The organism is Rhodococcus sp. FG69 (assembly GCF_057808915.1).
On the sequence record NZ_JBMDIX010000042.1, the window covers coordinates 11,892 to 30,665 of the forward strand.

Genomic DNA, 18,774 nt, shown 5'->3' on the forward strand with positions numbered 1-18,774 from the left:
TCGAACCCGTGGGCATCCGACGGTATTCCCCCGCGTGCTATACCTGGGTGATGAAGGTTACAGGCAAGGTTGCCGTCATCACCGGAGGTGGCGGTGGAATCGGGGGAGCGCTTGCCGAACGGCTCGTCGCCTCCGGTGCCAAAGTCGTCGTATCCGACCTGGACCCTGTGTCGGCATCGAACGTTGTCGAGCGGCTGGAAGCCGGAACGGCAGTGTCGCTTGGTGGCGACGCATCGAAGGCCGAGGACATCACCGCACTGATCGCACTTGCCGAGGACACATTCGGACCGGTGGACCTGTATTTCGCGAACGCAGGTATCAGCGGCGCGCCCGGACTGGAGGCGACCGAGGCGGACTGGGATCTGTCCATCGATGTCAATCTCCGCGCGCACATCAGGGCTGCGCAGATTCTGGTTCCGCAGTGGCTCGAGCGTGGCGAAGGATACTTCGTCAGCACCGCGTCTGCGGCCGGACTGCTGACTCAAATCGGTTCTGCCACATACGCGACGACCAAGCACGCCGCGGTCGGGTTTGCCGAGTGGCTCAATGTCACCTACGGAGACCGCGGAATCCGTGTCAGTTGCCTGTGCCCGATGGGCGTCAACACCAAGCTGCTGTACGAGGGCCAGGAATCCGGGAACGCGCTGGGCGCTGCCGCGACGAAGGCCGTGCTGTCGGCAGGAGACGTGCTCGAGCCGTCCGAAGTGGCCGAGATCGTGCTCGCGGCCATGGACGCCGAGCAGTTCCTCATCCTCCCTCACGCAACTGTGCTGGACATGTACCGCAACAAGGGTGCGGACTACGACCGGTGGTTGCGCGGCATGCGTCGCTACCAGAAGGCCCTACTGGGCGAAACCGACTGAGGAGACAAGCCAAGTGTCGTTCTTCGAAACCACCGACCGCGGCAAGAAGTACGAAGCCGACCTACTCGAATTCATGGACTCGCATGTCTACCCGGCGGAGTCGGTGTACGAGCAGCAGATGCGTGAGCTCGGGAATCCGCATGGGCAGCCGCAGATCATCGAGGATCTGAAGAAGGAAGCACGATCCCGGGGCCTGTGGAACCTCTTCCATCCGCACCCCGAATGGGGACCCGGACTGACCAATCTGGAGTACGCACCGCTCGCCGAGATCATGGGGCGAAGCCTGCTCGCGCCCGAGGCGTGCAACTGCAACGCGCCGGACACCGGAAACATGGAGGTTTTCACCCTCTTCGGCTCCGACGAGCACAAGGAAAAGTATCTGAAGCCGCTGTTGGACGGCACGATTCGTTCGGCCTTCGCCATGACCGAGCCCGATGTCGCAAGTTCGGACGCAACCAATATTGCGATGAGTATGGTGCTCGACGGTGACGACTACGTGCTGAACGGCCGAAAGTGGTTCGCGTCCAACGCGATGCACGAGAACTGCCGCGTTCTCATCGTCATGGGCAAGACCGATCCCGAGGCTGCCACGCACAGGCAGCAGTCGATGCTGGTCGTTCCGATCGATGCGCCGGGCGTCACCGTCGTGCGCAACCTTCCGGTGTTCGGCTACGTCGATCGTGAGGGGCACGCAGAGATCCTGTTCGAGGACGTGCGAGTTCCGACGAAGGACGTGTTGAAGGGGCCGGGTGAGGGTTTCGCTATCAGCCAGGCGCGGCTCGGACCTGGGCGAATCCATCATGCGATGCGCACCATCGGCGTCGCCGAGCGGGCGCTGGAGTTGATGTGTCGTCGTGCGTCGGCGCGAGTGACGTTCGGAAAGCCGGTAGCGGCGCGTGCGAACATCCAGGACTGGATCGCCGAGTCGCGCATCGACATCGAGATGACGCGTCTGCTGACACTCAAGGCTGCGCACCTGATGGACACCGTCGGAAACAAGGAAGCACGAACCGAGATCGCGGCCATCAAGGTTGCTGCGCCGATCATGGCTCTGAAGGTGATCGATCGGGCGATTCAGGTGCACGGGGGTGGCGGTGTCACCGACGATTTCCCGTTGGCGATGATGTACGCCCACGTCCGCACCCTGAGGCTGGCCGACGGTCCCGATGAGGTGCACAAGATGTCGATCGCGAAGATGGAGCTGCGCAAGTACTCGTAGGGTTACTCGGTTTGCGGCTCCACTGGTGCGGAGCGCCTGAGCCGGACTCAGAGGTGAATCACCCCGCGCATGTTCTTCCCGTCGCGCAGATCCTGGTAGCCCTCGTTCACCTGCTCGAGCGAGTAGGTGTTGGTGATCAGCTCGTCGAGCTTGAGTTGGCCTGCGTCGTAGAGGCGCAGCAGCCGCACGATGTCGTATTGCGGATTTGCGGATCCGAACAGCGTGCCCTTGATCGTCTTCTGGTTCAGCGTCAGATCCGTTCCGGAGACGTGGACGGTCAATGCCGCGGGATCGGCGAGTCCGGTGATGACGACGGTTCCGCCCTTGCCGATTGCCGCGGTCGCTGCCTGCACCACCTCCTCGTCCACAGTTCCGACGAGAATCAGCGCTTGGTCCGCGCCCTGCCCCCACGTCAGTTCGGTGAGCTTCTCCTGAGCTGATGCTGCGTCCGCAAACGCATGGGTCGCACCGAATTTGAGCGCTTGGTTGCGCTTGAATTCCAGTGGGTCGACGACGAGGACGTGCTTGGCGCCGGCATGGACCGCGCCCTGGACCGCGTTGATACCGAGCCCGCCGATGCCGTAGATGATTACCGAGTCACCGGCACGAACACCGCCTGCGTATACCGATGTGCCCCAACCCGATGGCACACCGCAGCCGACGAGAACCGCTGTCTCGAGTGGCAACCAGTCGTCGATCTTGACGACGGAATGCTGTGAGATCGTTGCGCGCTCGGCGAACGTGCCGAGCATGCACATTGCCCCGAATTCGGTTCCCTTGCTGTCGCGGCGGCGGAAGGAGCCGTCGGGCATGCAGCCTTCGAGAATCGTTGCGCCCATGTCGCACAGGTTCTGTCGCCCCGTCGAACAGTATCGACAGGTACCGCAGTTGGGGATGAACGAGCAGACGACGTGATCGCCAGGCTTGACCTTGGTGACGCCGGGTCCGACCTCTTCGATGATGCCCGACCCCTCGTGCCCGCCGACGATCGGGAAGCGCGGAGGTAGGTCACCGTCGAGCAGGTGGAGATCCGAGTGGCACAACCCGGCGGCCACGTACTTGATCAGGACTTCGCCGGGACCTGGACCATCGAGCTCGAGTTCGAGGATTTCGAAGGGCTTGTGCGGCTCGAACAGTACTGCTGCTTTCGTCTTCATGGAGATTCTCCTATCGGTAGATGGACTTGACGTGCTGGAAGTTGCGTAGAGCGTCGGGGCCGAGTTCGCGGCCGATACCGCTGTCCTTGACGCCGCCGAACGGTGAACCCGGGTCGACCAGATACCGATTGATACCGATGGTTCCGGTGCGGATCTGCTTGGCGACGCCGTAGCCCCGCTCGTCGTCGGAGGTCCACACAGTGCCGCCGAGACCGAAATCGGTATCGTTTGCGATCCGGATCGCGTCGGCCTCGTCGCTGTACGGGATCACCGACAGGACCGGGCCGAAGATTTCCTCCTGTGCGATGGCGTGGTTGTTCTCGACGTCGGCGAATACGGTCGGCGACACGAACCAGCCATGGTCGAGATCGCTCGGCCTGCCACCGCCGGCGACCAGTCGTGCTCCGTCGCCGCTGCCTTTGGCGATGTACCCTTCGACCCGATCTCGTTGGCGCTCACTGGCCATCGGTCCGATCTGGGTTGCCGGATCGAGCGCGTCGCCGACGGCCAGCGAATTGGCGAACGCCTCGAACACCCCGACGACCTCGTCGTAGCGACTACGCGGCGCCAGAACTCGGGTACCGAGAAAACATGTCTGGCCGTTGTTGAGAAAGGTTGCGCCGAAGAGGTCTTCACCGATCTTCGACAGGTCGAGGTCTGCGTCGTCCAACACGATCGCGGCGGACTTGCCGCCGAGTTCCAAGGTGACGGGCCGAAGCAGTCGCCCGCATGTCTCGGCGATCGATCGACCGGCTGCGGTGGATCCGGTGAAAGCGACCTTGTCGACACCGGGGTGTGAGACCAGGTAGGCGCCGACTTCTCGTCCGCCGGGGACGATATTGATCACGCCCGGCGGAATGCCCGACGCGATAACGGCTTCCACGAACGGGATCGAGTCCAGCACCGTTTCCGGCGACGGCTTGATGACGATCGTGCACCCGGCAGCCAACGCCGGTGCGTGCTTGAACGCGGCGAGGGTCTGGGGAAAGTTCCACGGCGCGATCGCTCCGACGACACCTATCGGTTCGCGTCGGACGGTGGTCGTGCCGCCGAGCATGTGCGGATGTGATTCCTCGAACGTCGCCGTGCGCGCGAGGGAGGCGTAGTAGCGCACCACCGCGACAGGGAACCCGGCTTCCAACTGCAGCGCAATCGAGATCGGCATTCCGTTCTGCGCCGAGACTGCGCGGGCAATCTCTTCGCTGCGGGCTTCGAGTTCGTCGGCGAGTCGGTCGAGAGCATCGGCGCGATCCGACGGCTCCCAGTGGCTCCAGCCGTCAGGTGCGTCGAATGCCCGACGTGCGGCCGCAACGGCGGCATCGACGTCGGCTTCGTGCGCCTCGGGGACCGAACCGATGATCTCCTCGGTGCTTGCCGAACGCACCTCGATCCGCGAGGAAGAGCTCGGCGGTCTCCACTCGCCCCCGATGAACAACGACTCCGCATGTATTGCTGTGTTCGTATCCATGCATAGATCGTGACGTGGGTCACGACCGCTGAGTGTTCAGATACTGGACATTCTCTACCCGTGGATGCCCAGTTCTTTCATCCGCTTGTACAGGGTGGTGCGACTGATGCCGAGGCTTTCGGCGGTTGCCGCTTTGTTGCCGCTGCAGCGCGCGAGTTCGTGGACGATCGCGTCGCGCATCGCCGAGTCGAGAGCGGTCATCCGGCTCGACATCCCACGTCCATGGGGTCTGACCAGGTCGTGTTCGGTGATGTCCCCGACGGATCTGCGGGACGACGCGTCGGCGACCTCGTCTCGTAGTTCGCCGACGTTGCCGGGCCAGTCGTAGTCGATCAGAGCGCGCATCGCAGCCGGGGTGAACCGGGCATGCGAATCGAGCTCGGCCATCATGCCGCGGACGAGATCGGGGATCTCGTGACGGCGCGACCTCAGCGGTGCCAGTTCGATGGTGTCGGTGCACAGCGACAGCAGCTGTCGATGCTCCGGGTCGGAAGTGTCCCGTGAGGAACTGGACAGAGCGAACCATCCTCGTGCGCTCTTGAGAAGTGCGTGAAGCCGGTGCGCGACGGGTCCGTCGGCGAGATGGATGTTCTTCACCACCACGTCGGCTCCGGCCGCCACCTGGAATTCGATCGAGGACAACCACGCGGTAGGCGTCGTGACGATGATGTCGGCCGCATCGAACCAGTGCGGACTTCGGGCCGCGGTGAGTCTGGCCAACGTCGTCGACTTTCCCGTTCCGGGCTCGCCGACGACGCAGAGCGGCTTCGACGTCGACACCCGGGCCGACTGGCGTACAGGGTGGTCCTTGATGTCGATCTCGATGACGACGCCGGTCGCGGCAACCGGTCGTTCCCATCGCAGGGAGGCGTGCGCACCGGAATTGAGTGTGAGGGAGTCGATCACACCGCTGCGACGGATCGAATCGTCGGTCAACGAACGCAGTGCGGCGTGGTCGACACTGTCGATGAGCTGTGCGGCGGTCGTGTTTTCGAGGAGCAGCTCGTCGCCGATCGCGATGACCGGCCCGCCGCGGCGCTGAGCGGACGCGTACTGGAACGCGTGGAACAGGCGCTGTTCACCGCTCCGGGTCTCTTCGAGCAGTCGACCTTGGATGTCGTTCGCGGAATGGACGAGAAGCGGTTCGAGAAGCGGATTGTCCTCGCTGGCAAGGAAAGTGATGTCGAGGACACCTTCGATGTGCTTGGTGATCGGATGAATGAGCGGATAGCCGTAGCAGCTGAAACCCTTCATCGACTCCATGTAGTGCTCGTCGCCTCGGACTGCGAGGGGCGATCGAAGTTCGAATGTCGTGGAAATCGAGTTGGTTCCCGACGCTTCTTCGGTGAACGACCGCCCGACGACCGCACCGACGCCGAACACGATGTCCTGCAGTTCGCGGGTTCCGAATCGCAGGTCGACGAGACGCGCATCCCGGTCGGCAAGAAGAACGCAGTACCCGGATCCCTCCAACATGCTTTCCATCCGGTCGAGGATCGGATTGGCTGCGGCGAGGAGCCGGCTGCGACGATCGACGTCGCGCAGGCTCGAGTGCTCGAGCGAATGGGCAGGCTCCAGGCCGCTCGACGCAGAGCGCTGCCACGACATTGCGATCTGACTACGCACCACGGTGTGCTCCTCGATCTTCGCGATGCGTCCGACTCTATCGATCCGTGGTTGTCGGCGTTGGGACATTGCGGGACTCGAGGCGCTCCACGCAAGTGGCGCGGTTGAGTGCACACCCATGCAGTCAACCGCGCCACTGGGGGTCACCGCAGGTGATGAACCTCCTGCAGTCCGTACACCGGAGTATCGATGCCCTCGTATCGCGCCTTGATCTGCAGCGCCAAGTACAGCGAGTAGTGCCGTGACTGGTGCAGGTTGCCGCCGTGGAACCACAGGTTCTCTTGCTGCGTCGGCTTCCACATGTTGCGCTGCTCGCCCTCCCACGGGCCGGGATCCTTGGTGGTGTCCGAGCCGAGGCCCCACACCTTGCCGACCTTGTCCGCGGTCTCCTGGTCCACCAGGTCCGCGACCCAGCCGTTCATCGAGCCGTAGCCGGTGGCGTAGACGATGACGTCGGCGGGCAGTTCCGTTCCGTCGTCCAACACGACGCCGTTCTTGCTGATCCTCGACACTTGACCGCCGACGAGCTTGATCTTGCCGTCCGCGACCAGCTCCGAAGCACCGACGTCGATGTAGTAGCCCGATCCCCGACGCAGGTACTTCATGAACAGGCCCGAGCCGTCGTCGCCGAAATCGTGCTGGAATCCTGCCTTCTCGAGCCGGTCGTAGAAGTCCTTGTCCTGCTCGGCGATCTGCTGATACACCGGGATCTGGAACTCGTGCATGATCCGGTACGGCAGCGACGCGAACGTCAGATCGGCTTTGTTCGTGGTCATTCCAGCGTCGACGGCACGCTCGGAGTACAGGTCGCCCAACGCGATCTCGCACAGCGAATCCGACTTGACGATGTGCGTCGAGGACCGCTGCAGCATCGTCACATCCACACCCGACTCGTAGAGCGCCTTGCAGATGTCGTGCGCCGAGTTGTTGGAACCGACGACGACGACCTTCTTGCCGACATACGCGTCGGGCCCCGGGTGCTCGCTCGAGTGGTGCTGCTCGCCCTCGAATTGGTCCATGCCCGGGAAGTTCGGCACGTTCTTCTTGCCGGACATTCCGGTAGCCATGACGAGCTGCTTCGGACGCAGTACGACTTCCTCGCCGTCACGATCGAGGACGACGGTCCACTCCTGCGCCTTCTCGTCGTACGTCGCGGACTTGGCCGTGGTGCGGGTCCAGTACGGAACCTCCATGACCTTGGTGTACATCTCCAGCCAGTCGCCGATCTTGTCCTTCGGCGCGAACACCGGCCAGTTCGCCGGGAACGGCAGGTAGGGGAGATGGTCGTACCAGACCGGGTCGTGCAGGCACAGTGACTTGTAGCGGCCACGCCACTGATCGCCGGGCCGGTCGGCGCGATCGACGACGATGGCGGGTACGCCGAGCTGCCGGAAGCGCGCGCCGAGGGCGATACCGCCTTGGCCGCCGCCGACGATCAGCGCATACGGCTGGATCGTGTAGCCGAGTTCCTTTTCCTCGATCTCCTTCTTCTCCGCCCAGTTCTGGGTGTCGGCGTTGGAACCGTGGACCGCACCCTTGACTCGGGTGTGGCCTTGACGTTCCTCGTGGCCCTTGAGTTCCTGCAACGTGGTCAGCAGGGTCCACGCCTGGTCGTCCTTCAACCTCAGATGGCCTTTTCCGCGGCTGGTGGCGGTCTCGAACTCGATCCACGCCGAGGTGACGCCGTCAGCTTCGTCGGGAGTCTCGGTCGTGCGAAAGTTCGACGGATCGGTGTCGTCGAGACGCGCGCTCAGCATGTCCACGATGCCGTCACGCCCCTCCACCGTTTTGATGTTCCAGGTGAAGGTGACCAGGTCACGCCAGAAGCTGTCGACGGCGAACTTGGCGGCGACCCGATCGAGGTCGCGGGATGCGAGAGCGGCCTCGAAGTCTGCCAGCCAGGCGTCGACGCGTTCCTGCGGAGTGGGCGTGCGGGTGATCTCGATCGGCTCGATGGTCTGGGTCATGAAAACTCCTTGCGATGAAGAGGTGCTCGTTATGTGACCCAGCACACTCCTGTCGGGGTGTTGGGTCGAGAGTTGCAGCGGGTTGCAGCGCGAATCGGGTGCAGCCGACCGCGCTCACCGCGGCCGGTTGCACCCGATTCGACCGAGACCCAACGACTGGAATCCGACGACGTAGATCAGCGTCCAGAGCACGAGCCAGTCGACGAAACCGAGCGCATTGCCGCTCAGACCTGTTGCTACCTCGGGTTCGTGCAGGATGTGTTCGGCGGCGAACCGGTAGTAGAACAAGAAGGTGCCGAGCGCGAGCGCGAAGGTGAGTGCCGCACGGACCGCCGGGCCGAATTTGTTGCCGAAACCGTTGGCCCAGAAAATCATCCAGAACGCCCAGCACACGCCGATCTGGGCAGGGAACTGATTTACGACGCTGCCGAGTTCGGCGGTCGCCGTCGAGCCGAGGAGGAGCTTCGCGAGCGGGACCATCAGGAAGTAGATGGCGGTTCCGAGAACCACATTGCCGACCGTTGCGGCGAGTGCGGTCCTGCCGCCACCGCCGAACAGCTTCCATGGCCAGTTGTCGAGCGTCTGGCCGGTGAGGATCACGGCGACGACCATCGAATAGAACCAACCGAGCACAGTATCGACCGTCATCAGCGGTTCGGTCGCGGACAGCGAGACAGACGGCAGCCCGAACACGAAGTACAGGGCCAGCGTCGGGACTGCGACGAACGCGATCTCGCACAGCCCGATCAAGGGTTGCTTCATCCCCAGTGCAGTCCACGGCCAATGCTGCCAGTTCAGCACGACCATCACCCACGTCGCGAAGCCGAACAAGACGAAGAGCGCGCCGGCGAAGTATCCGAGTCCGCCCTCGCGAGTTCCGGCGAAGTCGGGGAACAACGAGCCGACGCCACTGCCGAGCAGCCAGGTCACGGCCACTGCGAAGAACCCGGTCGACGCCAGGATGGCCACTCCGCGCAGCGGTTGGGCAAGTGCATCGAATCCTGCGAATTCGCAGTCGAATCCGATGAAGACGATGAACAGGATGGCCCAGAAGAGGGCCGCGTTGAACGGCAGCGGGTAGAACGAGAACGGACTCGTCGTCGGATCGGCGAGCAGGTACCAGGTGGCGAGCGAGAGTACGACGACTACGGCGAGATTCGCCGATCCGAAGGTGAACCAGTGGCCTCGAGGTTTCGAGACCGGTTGTGCGGAAACAGGACTGGAGCTTGCTGTGGTGGTCATGGATCGGCTCTCCTGGGGCGCGGGACAAGGGCGCCGTAACTATGAGCTGGATCACAGCAGTTTCGTCAGGGTTGCCGAGGGTTGCACGGCGTGGGTCGAATGCAACGCGATGCAACCCTGTTGCCGTGTGGGTCAGGTCACATAGATATGAGTGCATCGAACCGACCGAAGGAGTAACCGATGCGCGCAGCTGTGTACTACGGCCCGAACAAGGTGGAGATCGCCGATGTCCCCGAACCCTCACCAGGCGAGGGCGAAGTGAAAGTGAAGGTCGGCTTCAACGGCATCTGTGGCACCGACTTGCACGAGTACTACGCGGGACCGATCTTCATCCCCACCGAGCCGCACCCGTTGACCGGCCAGCAGTTGCCGCTGGTGCTGGGCCACGAGTTCTCCGGCACGATCACCGAGGTCGGTAAGGGCGTCACCGGCATTCAGGTAGGCGACCGCGTCGCCATCGAGCCGCTGTACCGCTGCGGCCATTGCGGTCCGTGTCGTGCAGGCAACTACAACATCTGTCAGCAGATCGGTTTTCACGGACTGATGTCGGACGGCGGTATGGCCGAGTACACCGTCGTTCCGACGAACATGATTCACAAGCTGCCGGACAACGTGTCGCTCGAACTGGGCGCGCTCGTCGAACCGATGTCCGTCGCGTTCCATGCCGCGACGCTCGGTGACCCCGCCCCCGACGACACCGCGATGGTGTTCGGTGCCGGCCCGATCGGCATCGGCCTCTGGTTCGCCCTGCGCGGTAAGGGGCTCGACAACGTGTTCGTCGTGGAACCGTCGCCGACGCGGCGGGCATCGATCGAGGCATTGGGCGCGAAGACTCTCGACCCGACATCGATCGACGTCGTCGGGTTCATCGCCGACGAGACCGACGGCCGCGGCGCCGACGCGATCTACGACGCTGCGGGTGTGCAACCTGCAGTCGAAACTGCGCTGGGATGCATCGGCGCCCGCAAGCCGCTGATCAGCGTCGCGATCTACGAAAAGCCCTTGATGACACCGCTTCAGAAGATCGTGATGAACGAATCACGGATCCAGGGTTCTCTCTGCTACACCTCGGCAGACTACGACGCCGTCATCGATCTGATGTCGCAGGGCACGTACGACACAACCGGCTGGGTGGACAAGATTGCGCTCGAATCGGTCATCGACGACGGTTTCGAGGCGCTCCACGCGGGCACGAAGATGAAGGTTCTGGTCGATCCGAGCGAGGGACGCGCATGAGCGTCGTACTCGTCACCGGCGGAGGCCAGGGGATCGGCCGCGGAATCGCGCTGAGACTGGCCGCCGACGGGCATGACATCGCGCTCGTCGACCTGGCGCCCGGGAAGATCGAGGACGTGGCTGCCGAGGTTCGCGGGATCGGCAGCAAAGCAACGACATTCGTCGCCGACGTCAGTGACCGTGATGCGGTCTTCGCAGCCGTCGGCCATGCGCACGAGGCCCTCGGCGGCTTCGACGTCATGATCAACAACGCCGGTATCGCGCAGGTTGCCCCCATCGACGACGTCCGTCCGGACGATGTGCGGAAGATCTGGGCCGTGAACGTCGACGGTGTGCTGTGGGGAATCCAAGCTGCCGCGGCGAAATTCAAGGCGCTCGGCCAGAAGGGGAAGATCATCAACGCCTCGTCGATCGCTGGACACGACGGCTTCGCGATGCTCGGCGTCTACAGTGCGACGAAGTTCGCCGTTCGGGCATTGACGCAGGCCGCCGCCAAGGAGTACGCGGCGCACGGCATCACCGTCAATGCGTACTGCCCGGGCGTCGTGGGCACCGATATGTGGGTGACCATCGACAAGCGTTTCGCCGAACTGACTGGTGCAGCCGAGGGTGAGACGTACGACAAATTCGTGGGCGGCATCGCTCTCGGCCGGGCGCAGACGCCGGAGGATGTGGCAGCGTTCGTGTCGTACCTGTCCGGGCCGGATTCGGACTACATGACTGGTCAGGCGGGCCTGATCGACGGTGGGCTGGTCTTCCGCTGACCCGCCTTTGCACACTCGGAGTGATTTGGAGCACAATTGTCGGTGATGACACAGTCGACAGGCCCTGAACCTGCGCTGGCCGCCGGTGAAGACCCGCGTCGCTACGCGCAGATCCTCACTGCGGTCTACGACGCGACGATGGCAGGAGGAAGGGCGCCTGCCCGTCCGCGTGATGTGGTCGGTGAGTCGTGGCGACGGTTGCAGACCCTCGGCATCGACCCCGAGCAGCGCAGCGTTGCCTATCAGCAGATCGACGTGTCGGATCTCGAGCTGAGCCGTCGGGAATCGGGGTTGTTCGACATACTCGACGACCTCGCCCGCGGTCTCGAATCGGTGGTGCAGGACGGCGACAACATTCTGGTGGTCGCTGATCGGCGCGGACGAGTGCTGTGGCGCAGCGGCTCGACGGCGGTGCTGGACCGCGCGGATGGGCTCGGCTTCGTCGAAGGAGCAAGCTGGGCGGAGGATTCGGTCGGTACCAACGCAATCGGTACCGCCCTGGTGTCGAGGCGAGCGGTGCAGATCTTCTCGGCCGAACACTATGTGCGCAGCCATCACCCATGGACCTGTGCGGGAGCCCCCATCAAGGATCCGCGAACCGGACACGTGATCGGGGCAGTGGACGTCAGCGGTCCGGCGAGCACCGTCCACCCGACCACGCTGGCCTTGGTCGACGCCATTGCACGGTTGGCGGAATCGCAACTGCGGGAGCATCATCGGCAGAATCTCGATCGGCTCAGATCTGTGGCTGCCCCGATGCTCGCGAGGTTGCAGTCCCCAGCGCTCGCAGTGGACTCCAACGGGTGGGTCGCCGCAGTCGAATCGGTAGCGCTTCGCAACCGGGTCTTGCTCCCGGAAGACCTTGCTACTGGCCGGTTCTGGATGCCTGCCCTGGGGGTGTGCGATTTCGAGCCGCTCCCCGGCGGTTGGTTGGTCCGTCCCACGGGCGCGGGTGAGGACGGAACCCCCTCGGAAACCGGCAACGTCACCACGGTCTGTATCGATCTTCGGCACCCGCAGCAGACTCGCGTGCAGATTCGCAGCGAGGTCGGTGAATGGACGCACGAACCCACGCCCCGACATGCGGAGATCCTGTGCCTGCTCGCCGTCAACAGGGAAGGTCGCAGTGCCGCGCAGATGGCGGCGGATCTGTTCGGTGACGACGGCCGAGCGATCACCGTTCGTGCCGAGATGTCGAGGTTACGCAAACACCTGTCGGGGATAGTCCAGACCCAGCCGTATCGGTTCGACGACTCGGCGACCATCGAACTCCTGCTTCCCGCCGACATGAGTAGGTTGCTTCCGCATTCCACGGCTCCGGCCATTGTGCGGCTGCGCCTCGGGTGACAGCTCGAACATCACTCTCTGACGCATAAGCTCGAGCGATGGCTGCTCGATTCGTCCAGGAGACGCTCCGCTTCCTCGCGGTGTCCGACCCTGGTCGGCTGCGACTACGATCTGCATCCACCACCACGATCACCGTCGTACTCGCAATGGCTGTCCTGCTGCCCGGCGCACATCTCGTCGGCCAACCGCTGACCATCGCGTTGTTGGGAACGGTCGTCGCGATGCAAGCCTCCGCGGCGGTCAAGGACAGGGACCAGCGCAGCCGCGTGATCACGTCGATGCTCCTGGTGTTCCCTGCCATCGCGGCCGTGTCACTGTCGGCGGTCCTGTCACAGTTCGGGAAGGTGGCCGACGTCGGATTCATCGCCGTCCTCTTCGCTGCCGTGTGGGTGCGGCGCTACGGCCCGCGTGGCAACGCGCTCGGGATGGTCGCGTTCATCTGCTATTTCTTCGCTCTGTTCCTCCGCGCCGAACCGGGACAGATTCCGATGCTCGCCGTGTCGATCGTGTGCGGTGTCGCATTGTCGATTCTGGTGCGCACGGTGATTCTTCCCGATCGGCCGGGGCTCGAAGTGAAGCGTCTCGTGCGGGCCTTGCGGGCCGCGTCGATCGACGTGCTCGAGGTGGCGTCGAACAGGGGTGATCGGAATCTGGACCTGCTGCGCAAGAGGCTCGACAAACTCGGCAGCACGGCTCTGATGATCGACGACTGGCTCGACCGCAACGACGCTGCTCAACTCCTCAGTGTCACGAACGACGATCTGTCCGTCCGCATCTTCGACGCGCAGATCGCCACCGAACAACTCGTCAGTGCGCTGTGGGCGCTCGACCCGAAGAACGCGTGGCCGGATTCGCTCGGGCAGGCGACGACGGCACTCGGTTCCTGTCTGCAGAACAATCCGTCCGAAGACCAACTGCGGGCTGCTCGACGCCTTGCTGCTGCCGCGGCCGACAGGGCGGATTCATCCACTCAGGCCGGCATCGCCACCGCAGTCACGATGCGAGCAGTGCAGGCACACATCGCCATTCATCACATCGCCAGCAATGCGCTGAAGTCCGCGCCCGTACCCGAGGAGAAGCCCGAGAAGGTCGACGACGAGCCGACCGGATTGAATCCGAGTACGAAAGCCGCGATCCAGGTTGCTGTCGCGACCAGCGCTGCAACGGTTCTCGGTGAGATCATCTCGCCCGACCGGTGGTACTGGGCGGTGTTGACGGCCTTTCTCGTGTTCACCGGTGCCTCGACACGGGGTGAAATCCTCTCGCGTGCGGGCCATCGCGTCGTCGGAACCATCGCGGGAGTCGTTGCGGGAGTTCTGCTGGCTGCGTTGGTCGGAAACAATCAGCCACTGCAGCTACTTCTGCTCGTGGTCTGCGTGTTCTTCGCTTTCTACCTCGTCACGGTCGCCTACGCGTTGCTGTCGTTCTTCATCACCGTCATGCTCGCCATGCTGTACGGACTGCTCGGCACCTTCAGCATCGAGGTACTCGAACTGCGGATCTACGAAACGGCGGCGGGTGGGCTCGTCGGAATCGCGTCGGCGTACTTCATCTTCTCCACCGGCACCAGAACGACGATGGTCGACAAGATCGACGACTATCTCGACCTCATGATCGCCATCATCGACACCAGCATCGGATCGGTCGTCGAACCGGGTACGCGGACCGACCTGGTGGCCGACATGCGCACGCTCGACAACGCGCTCAAAGACGTTGTCACTGCAGGCAAGCCGCTGGAGATCGGTCCGACGACGCGGACGCGCCGAGGAGTCAAGCGGCTGATGCGGATCATGACGGTCAGCAATCGGTCGTCGCACGCACTTGCCCGCGCCGGTGTCGGAGCCTCTCGCGGCGACCCGTCGAGCACGCCGTCGGAGGAGACGTCGCGGGCGCTTCGGGAGGCCGCCGACGTCACCAAGGCGACCATCGCGAACGTCAAACGGGCCCTCGCCGGCGAGCACGTCGAGCCGCCGGAGAAGCTGACCGACACCTCCGCCACCGACGTCATGCTCACCGGGGCCACGACGCCCGGTCCGGTCCGCAGCGCGGTCCGATCGCTCGGCACACTGAATCGCACGATGGGGGAGGCGCTCACACGGGACTGAGTTCTTCAGTGCATACTGCTGAGCGAAGCACCAAGCTAGCCAGTCGCAGGGGGAAGCCGGTCGAAATCCGGCGCTGACCCGCAACGGTGGGCCGACTCTGTAGCGGAGGCGGCGAGCCCGATTACCCAGCGGCTGTGTGTGCGACACCCATTCGTCGTGGTCTACGAATCGGCAGTCCAGCGCGTGGCCGTTTTTTTGCTGCGCACCCGACTCTCATTTCGTGGCTCGCCAGCTCCAAGTGAGGTTCTCATGTCACGCTCCACCCCCTCCGTCGTCTGCGCTGTGGCGATCGGATCCGTTCTTGTACTTGCGGGCTGTTCCCGCGGCGACACAGCCGACGCATCGCCCCCGGTGACCAAGTTCGCCGAACCCGTGTCGATCACCAATTGCGATGTCACAGCCGAGTTCGACGCGCCACCTCGACGCATCGTCTCGATGAACGATCACGTCACCGAGGTCCTCATCCAGATGGGCGTCGCGGATCGCATCGTCGGGATGGGCTACCGCAACGCGACTCCCACCGCCGAGACGGCCGAGGAGTTCGCGCAGATCGACGGTCTTGCCGACGAGTACCCCACCAAGGAGCAGATTCTCGATCTCGAGCCGGACCTCGTGGTCGGCGGTATGCGCAGCGCGTTCGACGACAAGGAAGGTCGATCGCGGCAGACCTTCGCCGAGCTGGGAATACCGACGTTCCTCTTCTCGGAATACTGCGGTTCGGGGTTCCCGGACATCGGGATGCTCGAAGTCGACTTCTCCCAGCTCGGCGATGTCCTCGGTGTCGAGGGCGCAGCGGACGCGGTCACCAACGGCGTCGTCGACGGCTTGGACGCGGTCGGCACGAGGCTGGACGGTGTCACTCCGACCCCGACCTTTTTCTACGACTCCGGTCAAGACGTGCCGATGACCATCGGCGGCGTCGGCGTCGGGCAGCTGATCGCCGATCACGCAGGCGCCGCCAACATCGTCCCCGAAGGCGAACGGCCGTATCTCGATACCACGTGGGAGATCGTCGGCGAACGCTCACCTGCGGCCATCGTCGTTCTCGACTACGGCGAGACGTCTGCGCAAGAGAAGATCGACTTCCTGAAGAACCAGCCCATCGTGGCGACGACTCCCGCCGTGCAGCAGAACAACTTCATCGTCGTCCCGCTCGACGACTTCTTCGAAAGCCCACGGCTGGTGACGAGCGTCGACACCATCGCTCGCAGCCTTCATCCGGACCGGTTCCAGTCCTGATGTCGACGATGGCCCCGACCCGAACCGCACCAGCGCAATCCCAGGTGCGACGGCGTTCGCGAGTGGGGTTCGGGATGATCGTGGTGATGCTGATTGCTGTGTTGCTGGTGTCGATCGCTGCAGCGGTGTCGTTCGGATCCGTGCGAATTCCCGTCGGCGACGTGTGGGCGATCGTCGCGCATCGCCTCATGCCGGGAGCCTTCGAATCGTGGTGGACCGAGGCGCGCGCAGTTATCGTCGTCGAATCTCGATTGCCGCGAACGTTGACCGCCGCGGTCGTCGGCGCGTCGCTGGCCATCGCAGGTGGCGTCGCGCAGGCAGTGACCCGCAATCCGCTGGCCGACCCGTACCTGCTCGGAGTTTCTTCGGGCGCAGGCTTCGGTGTCGTGCTGGTGATGACGCTCGGCATCGGGGCCGGGACGCTCGGCGTCTTCACGATTCCGACCGCGGCATTCATCGGGGCGATGATTCCGCTGTTCCTGGCGTTGCTCATCGGCGGTCGGTACCCGCAGTCGACGGCGATCGTTCTGGTCGGCGTCGCGCTGGGAAGTGTGTTCTCGGCGCTGATCACCTTCACGCTTCTGGTGTTCGCGGACGAGCACACATTGAGCGGTGTGTTGCACTGGCTCGCTGGTGGATTCGGGGACGCGCGGTGGTCGACATTGACGTTTCCCGCACTGGCATTGCTGGTGATCGGAACGGCCCTGTTGATCGGCGCCCCGAGATTGGACCTGCTCAAGACCGGTGACGACGGCGCCGCAGCGCTCGGTCTGAATGTGCGACGCTTCCGTGTGATCCAGCTTCTCGCGGTCTCCATGCTGGCGGGAGCTGCTGTATCCGTCGGTGGCGGAATTGGATTCGTCGGGCTGCTCGTACCGCACTTGGCGGGGTACATTGTCGGAACCAGGGCACTGAGATTGCTGCCGGTCGCTGCGCTGCTCGGGGCGATCGCGCTGGTCGGCGCTGACACCCTCGCCCGGTCGATCGCGCGCAGTACCGAGGTGCCGGTCGGTGTCGTCACGGCGCTCGTCGGCGCACCGATCTTCGTCTTCATGCTCTACCGGCAATACGGGAAGGTTGGGCGATGACGCTCTCGGTGCTCGACGTGAAGGCGCGTCTCGGTAGTCGAGAAGTGCTGCACGGCATAAACTTCGACGTGCAACCAGGAGAGATACTGGGGCTGGTCGGGCCCAACGGTTCGGGTAAGACCACGGCGCTACGGTGCTGCTACCGCGCGCTGACGCCGTCGGCGGGCACTGTGCTGGTCGACGATGCCGACGCCCACTCCATGGCCCGATCGGAACTTGCGCGGACGGTGGGCGTCGGGACTCAGGAGCCGGAAGCGTCGGTGGGACTGACGGTTCGAGAATCCGTTGCACTCGGCCGGGTACCGCATCGTGGTTGGTTCTCTTCCGGGAGTGCGGCCGACGACGACATCGTGACGGTCTCGTTGAGCCGGGTCGACCTGACGGCTCTCGCCGACCGCGACGTCGGATCGTTGTCAGGTGGCGAGCGCCAGCGCGTCGCTATCGCTCGGGCGCTGGCCCAGCAACCTCGAATCCTGCTGCTCGACGAACCGACGAACCACCTGGACCTGAGGCATCAGCTCATCGTGATGAACGCCGTCCGGGATCTGGCCGCGGACGGCCTCGCCATCGTCGTCACCGTGCACGATCTGCGTTTGGCCGTCGAATACTGCACGTCGCTCGCCGTGCTCGACGCAGGGCGCGTCGTGGCCTCCGGGGAGACCGCCCGGACCCTCACCGATCGGTTGCTTGCAGACGTATTCGGCATCCGCGCGACGGTGCGCGCGCATCCGCGTCCCGTCATAGATGTTCACGGACTGGCATGACGGTCTACGCGGAGGCCGCGAAGAGGGTGCCGGGCCTGGAGGAGTACTTGCAGGGTCCGTTCGACCTCCCGGCGTCGTCGATGCTCGATACGGACTGGATGCGGGCGCGAGTCGTCGAGACAGGCAAACGGTGGAACTGTGCCGATGCGCGCGTGAACGGAACGCTGTGGTGGTATTCGGCAAGTTCGACGTTGGCGTTCGTGGCAGTTGCCACCGTCATGGTCACGGGGGAGGCGGCCGATCCGACGCTCGAGGACGCGCGATGCTTCCTGCGCTCGAACGGCTACCTCGGCGGCGTGGTGACCGACCGGACTATCGCCGCGGAGCTGCTGCCCGAGAGGTTGACCTCGGCGTTCACCGGCATCATCGGCGCGCTGTCTGTTGCATCGGGAGCGCGATCGCGGTCGCTGTGGGCTATCGCGACGGACTCGATCGCGAACCGAAGTCTGGATGTCGGGGCCGCCCTGGGCGACAGATCGCTCGGCAGTGCCTTCGCCCAGCAGCTGGTCGAACAGATGGCTGCGCCCATGCCGGCTCCCCGTTTCGTGGACGTCGCCGGTCGAAGGTTCACTCGTCGCTGCTCATGCTGTCTGTTGTTCGTCACGGAGGAGGCGGACATGTGCACGAGTTGTCCACGTCGCACACCGTCGGATCGGCTGCGCGGCCTCGAGGCCGCAGCTCGCTACTAG

General features: G+C 64.1%; 15 protein-coding genes and 1 riboswitch. Of the genes, 10 read left to right on the plus strand and 5 right to left on the minus strand.

Features of this window, described 5'->3' with window-relative positions:
- Window positions 1-50 precede the first annotated feature (50 nt).
- Both ACODSO_RS24890 and ACODSO_RS24895 read left to right on the plus strand, forming a co-directional pair.
- Window positions 51-863 carry an SDR family oxidoreductase gene (locus ACODSO_RS24890; RefSeq protein WP_489039341.1) on the plus strand — a complete coding sequence of 271 codons (813 nt, stop codon included), beginning with the start codon at window positions 51-53 and terminating at the stop codon, window positions 861-863.
- A 73-nt stretch (window positions 864-936) separates the two neighbouring features.
- Window positions 937-2,082 (plus strand): acyl-CoA dehydrogenase family protein, encoded by a 1,146-nt coding sequence (locus tag ACODSO_RS24895; protein WP_489039388.1) that lies wholly within the window; start codon window positions 937-939, stop codon window positions 2,080-2,082.
- A 47-nt stretch (window positions 2,083-2,129) separates the two neighbouring features.
- Here ACODSO_RS24895 and ACODSO_RS24900 read toward each other — a convergent pair whose 3' ends face one another.
- The 5 genes from ACODSO_RS24900 to ACODSO_RS24920 form a co-directional block, all read right to left on the minus strand.
- Complete coding sequence (locus ACODSO_RS24900) at window positions 2,130-3,239, minus strand: NDMA-dependent alcohol dehydrogenase (RefSeq protein WP_068379564.1); 1,110 nt, start codon at window positions 3,237-3,239, stop codon at window positions 2,130-2,132.
- 10 nt (window positions 3,240-3,249) lie between these two features.
- Entirely contained in the window at window positions 3,250-4,707 is a 1,458-nt protein-coding gene (locus ACODSO_RS24905; RefSeq protein WP_489039342.1) for an aldehyde dehydrogenase, read from the minus strand.
- A 54-nt stretch (window positions 4,708-4,761) separates the two neighbouring features.
- Window positions 4,762-6,402: a sigma-54-dependent Fis family transcriptional regulator gene (locus ACODSO_RS24910; RefSeq protein WP_489039343.1), complete on the minus strand. Its 1,641-nt coding sequence runs from the start codon at window positions 6,400-6,402 to the stop codon at window positions 4,762-4,764.
- A 74-nt stretch (window positions 6,403-6,476) separates the two neighbouring features.
- Entirely contained in the window at window positions 6,477-8,300 is a 1,824-nt protein-coding gene (locus ACODSO_RS24915) for an NAD(P)-binding domain-containing protein (RefSeq protein WP_489039344.1), read from the minus strand.
- 114 nt (window positions 8,301-8,414) lie between these two features.
- Window positions 8,415-9,542: a hypothetical protein gene (locus ACODSO_RS24920; RefSeq protein WP_489039345.1), complete on the minus strand. Its 1,128-nt coding sequence runs from the start codon at window positions 9,540-9,542 to the stop codon at window positions 8,415-8,417.
- Between the two features lie 180 nt (window positions 9,543-9,722).
- On the opposite strand from ACODSO_RS24920, the gene ACODSO_RS24925 reads away from it, so the two are divergent.
- From ACODSO_RS24925 to ACODSO_RS24960, 8 genes are all read left to right on the plus strand, one after another.
- Window positions 9,723-10,778 carry a 2,3-butanediol dehydrogenase gene (locus tag ACODSO_RS24925; protein WP_489039346.1) on the plus strand — a complete coding sequence of 352 codons (1,056 nt, stop codon included), beginning with the start codon at window positions 9,723-9,725 and terminating at the stop codon, window positions 10,776-10,778.
- Entirely contained in the window at window positions 10,775-11,542 is a 768-nt protein-coding gene (locus ACODSO_RS24930) for an acetoin reductase (RefSeq protein ID WP_489039347.1), read from the plus strand. The genes ACODSO_RS24925 and ACODSO_RS24930 overlap by 4 nt, the downstream gene beginning before the upstream one ends.
- 45 nt (window positions 11,543-11,587) lie before the next feature.
- Window positions 11,588-12,889, plus strand: a complete 1,302-nt coding sequence (locus ACODSO_RS24935; protein ID WP_489039348.1) for a GAF domain-containing protein — start codon at window positions 11,588-11,590, stop codon at window positions 12,887-12,889.
- 38 nt (window positions 12,890-12,927) lie between these two features.
- Window positions 12,928-14,994, plus strand: a complete 2,067-nt coding sequence (locus tag ACODSO_RS24940; RefSeq protein WP_489039349.1) for an FUSC family protein — start codon at window positions 12,928-12,930, stop codon at window positions 14,992-14,994.
- A 2-nt stretch (window positions 14,995-14,996) separates the two neighbouring features.
- Window positions 14,997-15,141: riboswitch (cobalamin riboswitch) on the plus strand.
- 102 nt (window positions 15,142-15,243) lie between these two features.
- Window positions 15,244-16,233: an ABC transporter substrate-binding protein gene (locus ACODSO_RS24945; RefSeq protein WP_489039350.1), complete on the plus strand. Its 990-nt coding sequence runs from the start codon at window positions 15,244-15,246 to the stop codon at window positions 16,231-16,233.
- The gene (locus ACODSO_RS24950) at window positions 16,233-17,321 is read left to right on the plus strand and encodes a FecCD family ABC transporter permease (RefSeq protein WP_489039351.1); all 1,089 of its coding nucleotides are present in this window, start codon (window positions 16,233-16,235) and stop codon (window positions 17,319-17,321) included. Before ACODSO_RS24945 ends, ACODSO_RS24950 begins: the two co-directional genes overlap by 1 nt.
- On the plus strand, window positions 17,318-18,085 hold the full coding sequence (locus tag ACODSO_RS24955) for an ABC transporter ATP-binding protein (RefSeq protein WP_489039352.1): 768 nt from the start codon (window positions 17,318-17,320) through the stop codon (window positions 18,083-18,085). The genes ACODSO_RS24950 and ACODSO_RS24955 overlap by 4 nt, the downstream gene beginning before the upstream one ends.
- Window positions 18,082-18,774, plus strand: coding sequence for a (2Fe-2S)-binding protein (locus ACODSO_RS24960; RefSeq protein WP_489039353.1), 693 nt, complete (start codon window positions 18,082-18,084; stop codon window positions 18,772-18,774). The genes ACODSO_RS24955 and ACODSO_RS24960 overlap by 4 nt, the downstream gene beginning before the upstream one ends.

Excerpts from the sequence above, each read along its gene's own strand:
- ACODSO_RS24890 (WP_489039341.1), top strand. The coding sequence starts at position 51 with ATGAAGGTTACAGGCAAGGTTGCCGTCATCACCGGAGGTGGCGGTGGA.
- ACODSO_RS24895 (WP_489039388.1), top strand. The coding sequence starts at position 937 with ATGGACTCGCATGTCTACCCGGCGGAGTCGGTGTACGAGCAGCAGATG.
- ACODSO_RS24900 (WP_068379564.1), bottom strand. The coding sequence starts at position 3,239 with ATGAAGACGAAAGCAGCAGTACTGTTCGAGCCGCACAAGCCCTTCGAA.
- ACODSO_RS24905 (WP_489039342.1), bottom strand. The coding sequence starts at position 4,707 with ATGGATACGAACACAGCAATACATGCGGAGTCGTTGTTCATCGGGGGC.
- ACODSO_RS24910 (WP_489039343.1), bottom strand. The coding sequence starts at position 6,402 with ATGTCCCAACGCCGACAACCACGGATCGATAGAGTCGGACGCATCGCG.
- ACODSO_RS24915 (WP_489039344.1), bottom strand. The coding sequence starts at position 8,300 with ATGACCCAGACCATCGAGCCGATCGAGATCACCCGCACGCCCACTCCG.
- ACODSO_RS24920 (WP_489039345.1), bottom strand. The coding sequence starts at position 9,542 with ATGACCACCACAGCAAGCTCCAGTCCTGTTTCCGCACAACCGGTCTCG.
- ACODSO_RS24925 (WP_489039346.1), top strand. The coding sequence starts at position 9,723 with ATGCGCGCAGCTGTGTACTACGGCCCGAACAAGGTGGAGATCGCCGAT.
- ACODSO_RS24930 (WP_489039347.1), top strand. The coding sequence starts at position 10,775 with ATGAGCGTCGTACTCGTCACCGGCGGAGGCCAGGGGATCGGCCGCGGA.
- ACODSO_RS24935 (WP_489039348.1), top strand. The coding sequence starts at position 11,588 with ATGACACAGTCGACAGGCCCTGAACCTGCGCTGGCCGCCGGTGAAGAC.
- ACODSO_RS24940 (WP_489039349.1), top strand. The coding sequence starts at position 12,928 with ATGGCTGCTCGATTCGTCCAGGAGACGCTCCGCTTCCTCGCGGTGTCC.
- ACODSO_RS24945 (WP_489039350.1), top strand. The coding sequence starts at position 15,244 with ATGTCACGCTCCACCCCCTCCGTCGTCTGCGCTGTGGCGATCGGATCC.
- ACODSO_RS24950 (WP_489039351.1), top strand. The coding sequence starts at position 16,233 with ATGTCGACGATGGCCCCGACCCGAACCGCACCAGCGCAATCCCAGGTG.
- ACODSO_RS24955 (WP_489039352.1), top strand. The coding sequence starts at position 17,318 with ATGACGCTCTCGGTGCTCGACGTGAAGGCGCGTCTCGGTAGTCGAGAA.
- ACODSO_RS24960 (WP_489039353.1), top strand. The coding sequence starts at position 18,082 with ATGACGGTCTACGCGGAGGCCGCGAAGAGGGTGCCGGGCCTGGAGGAG.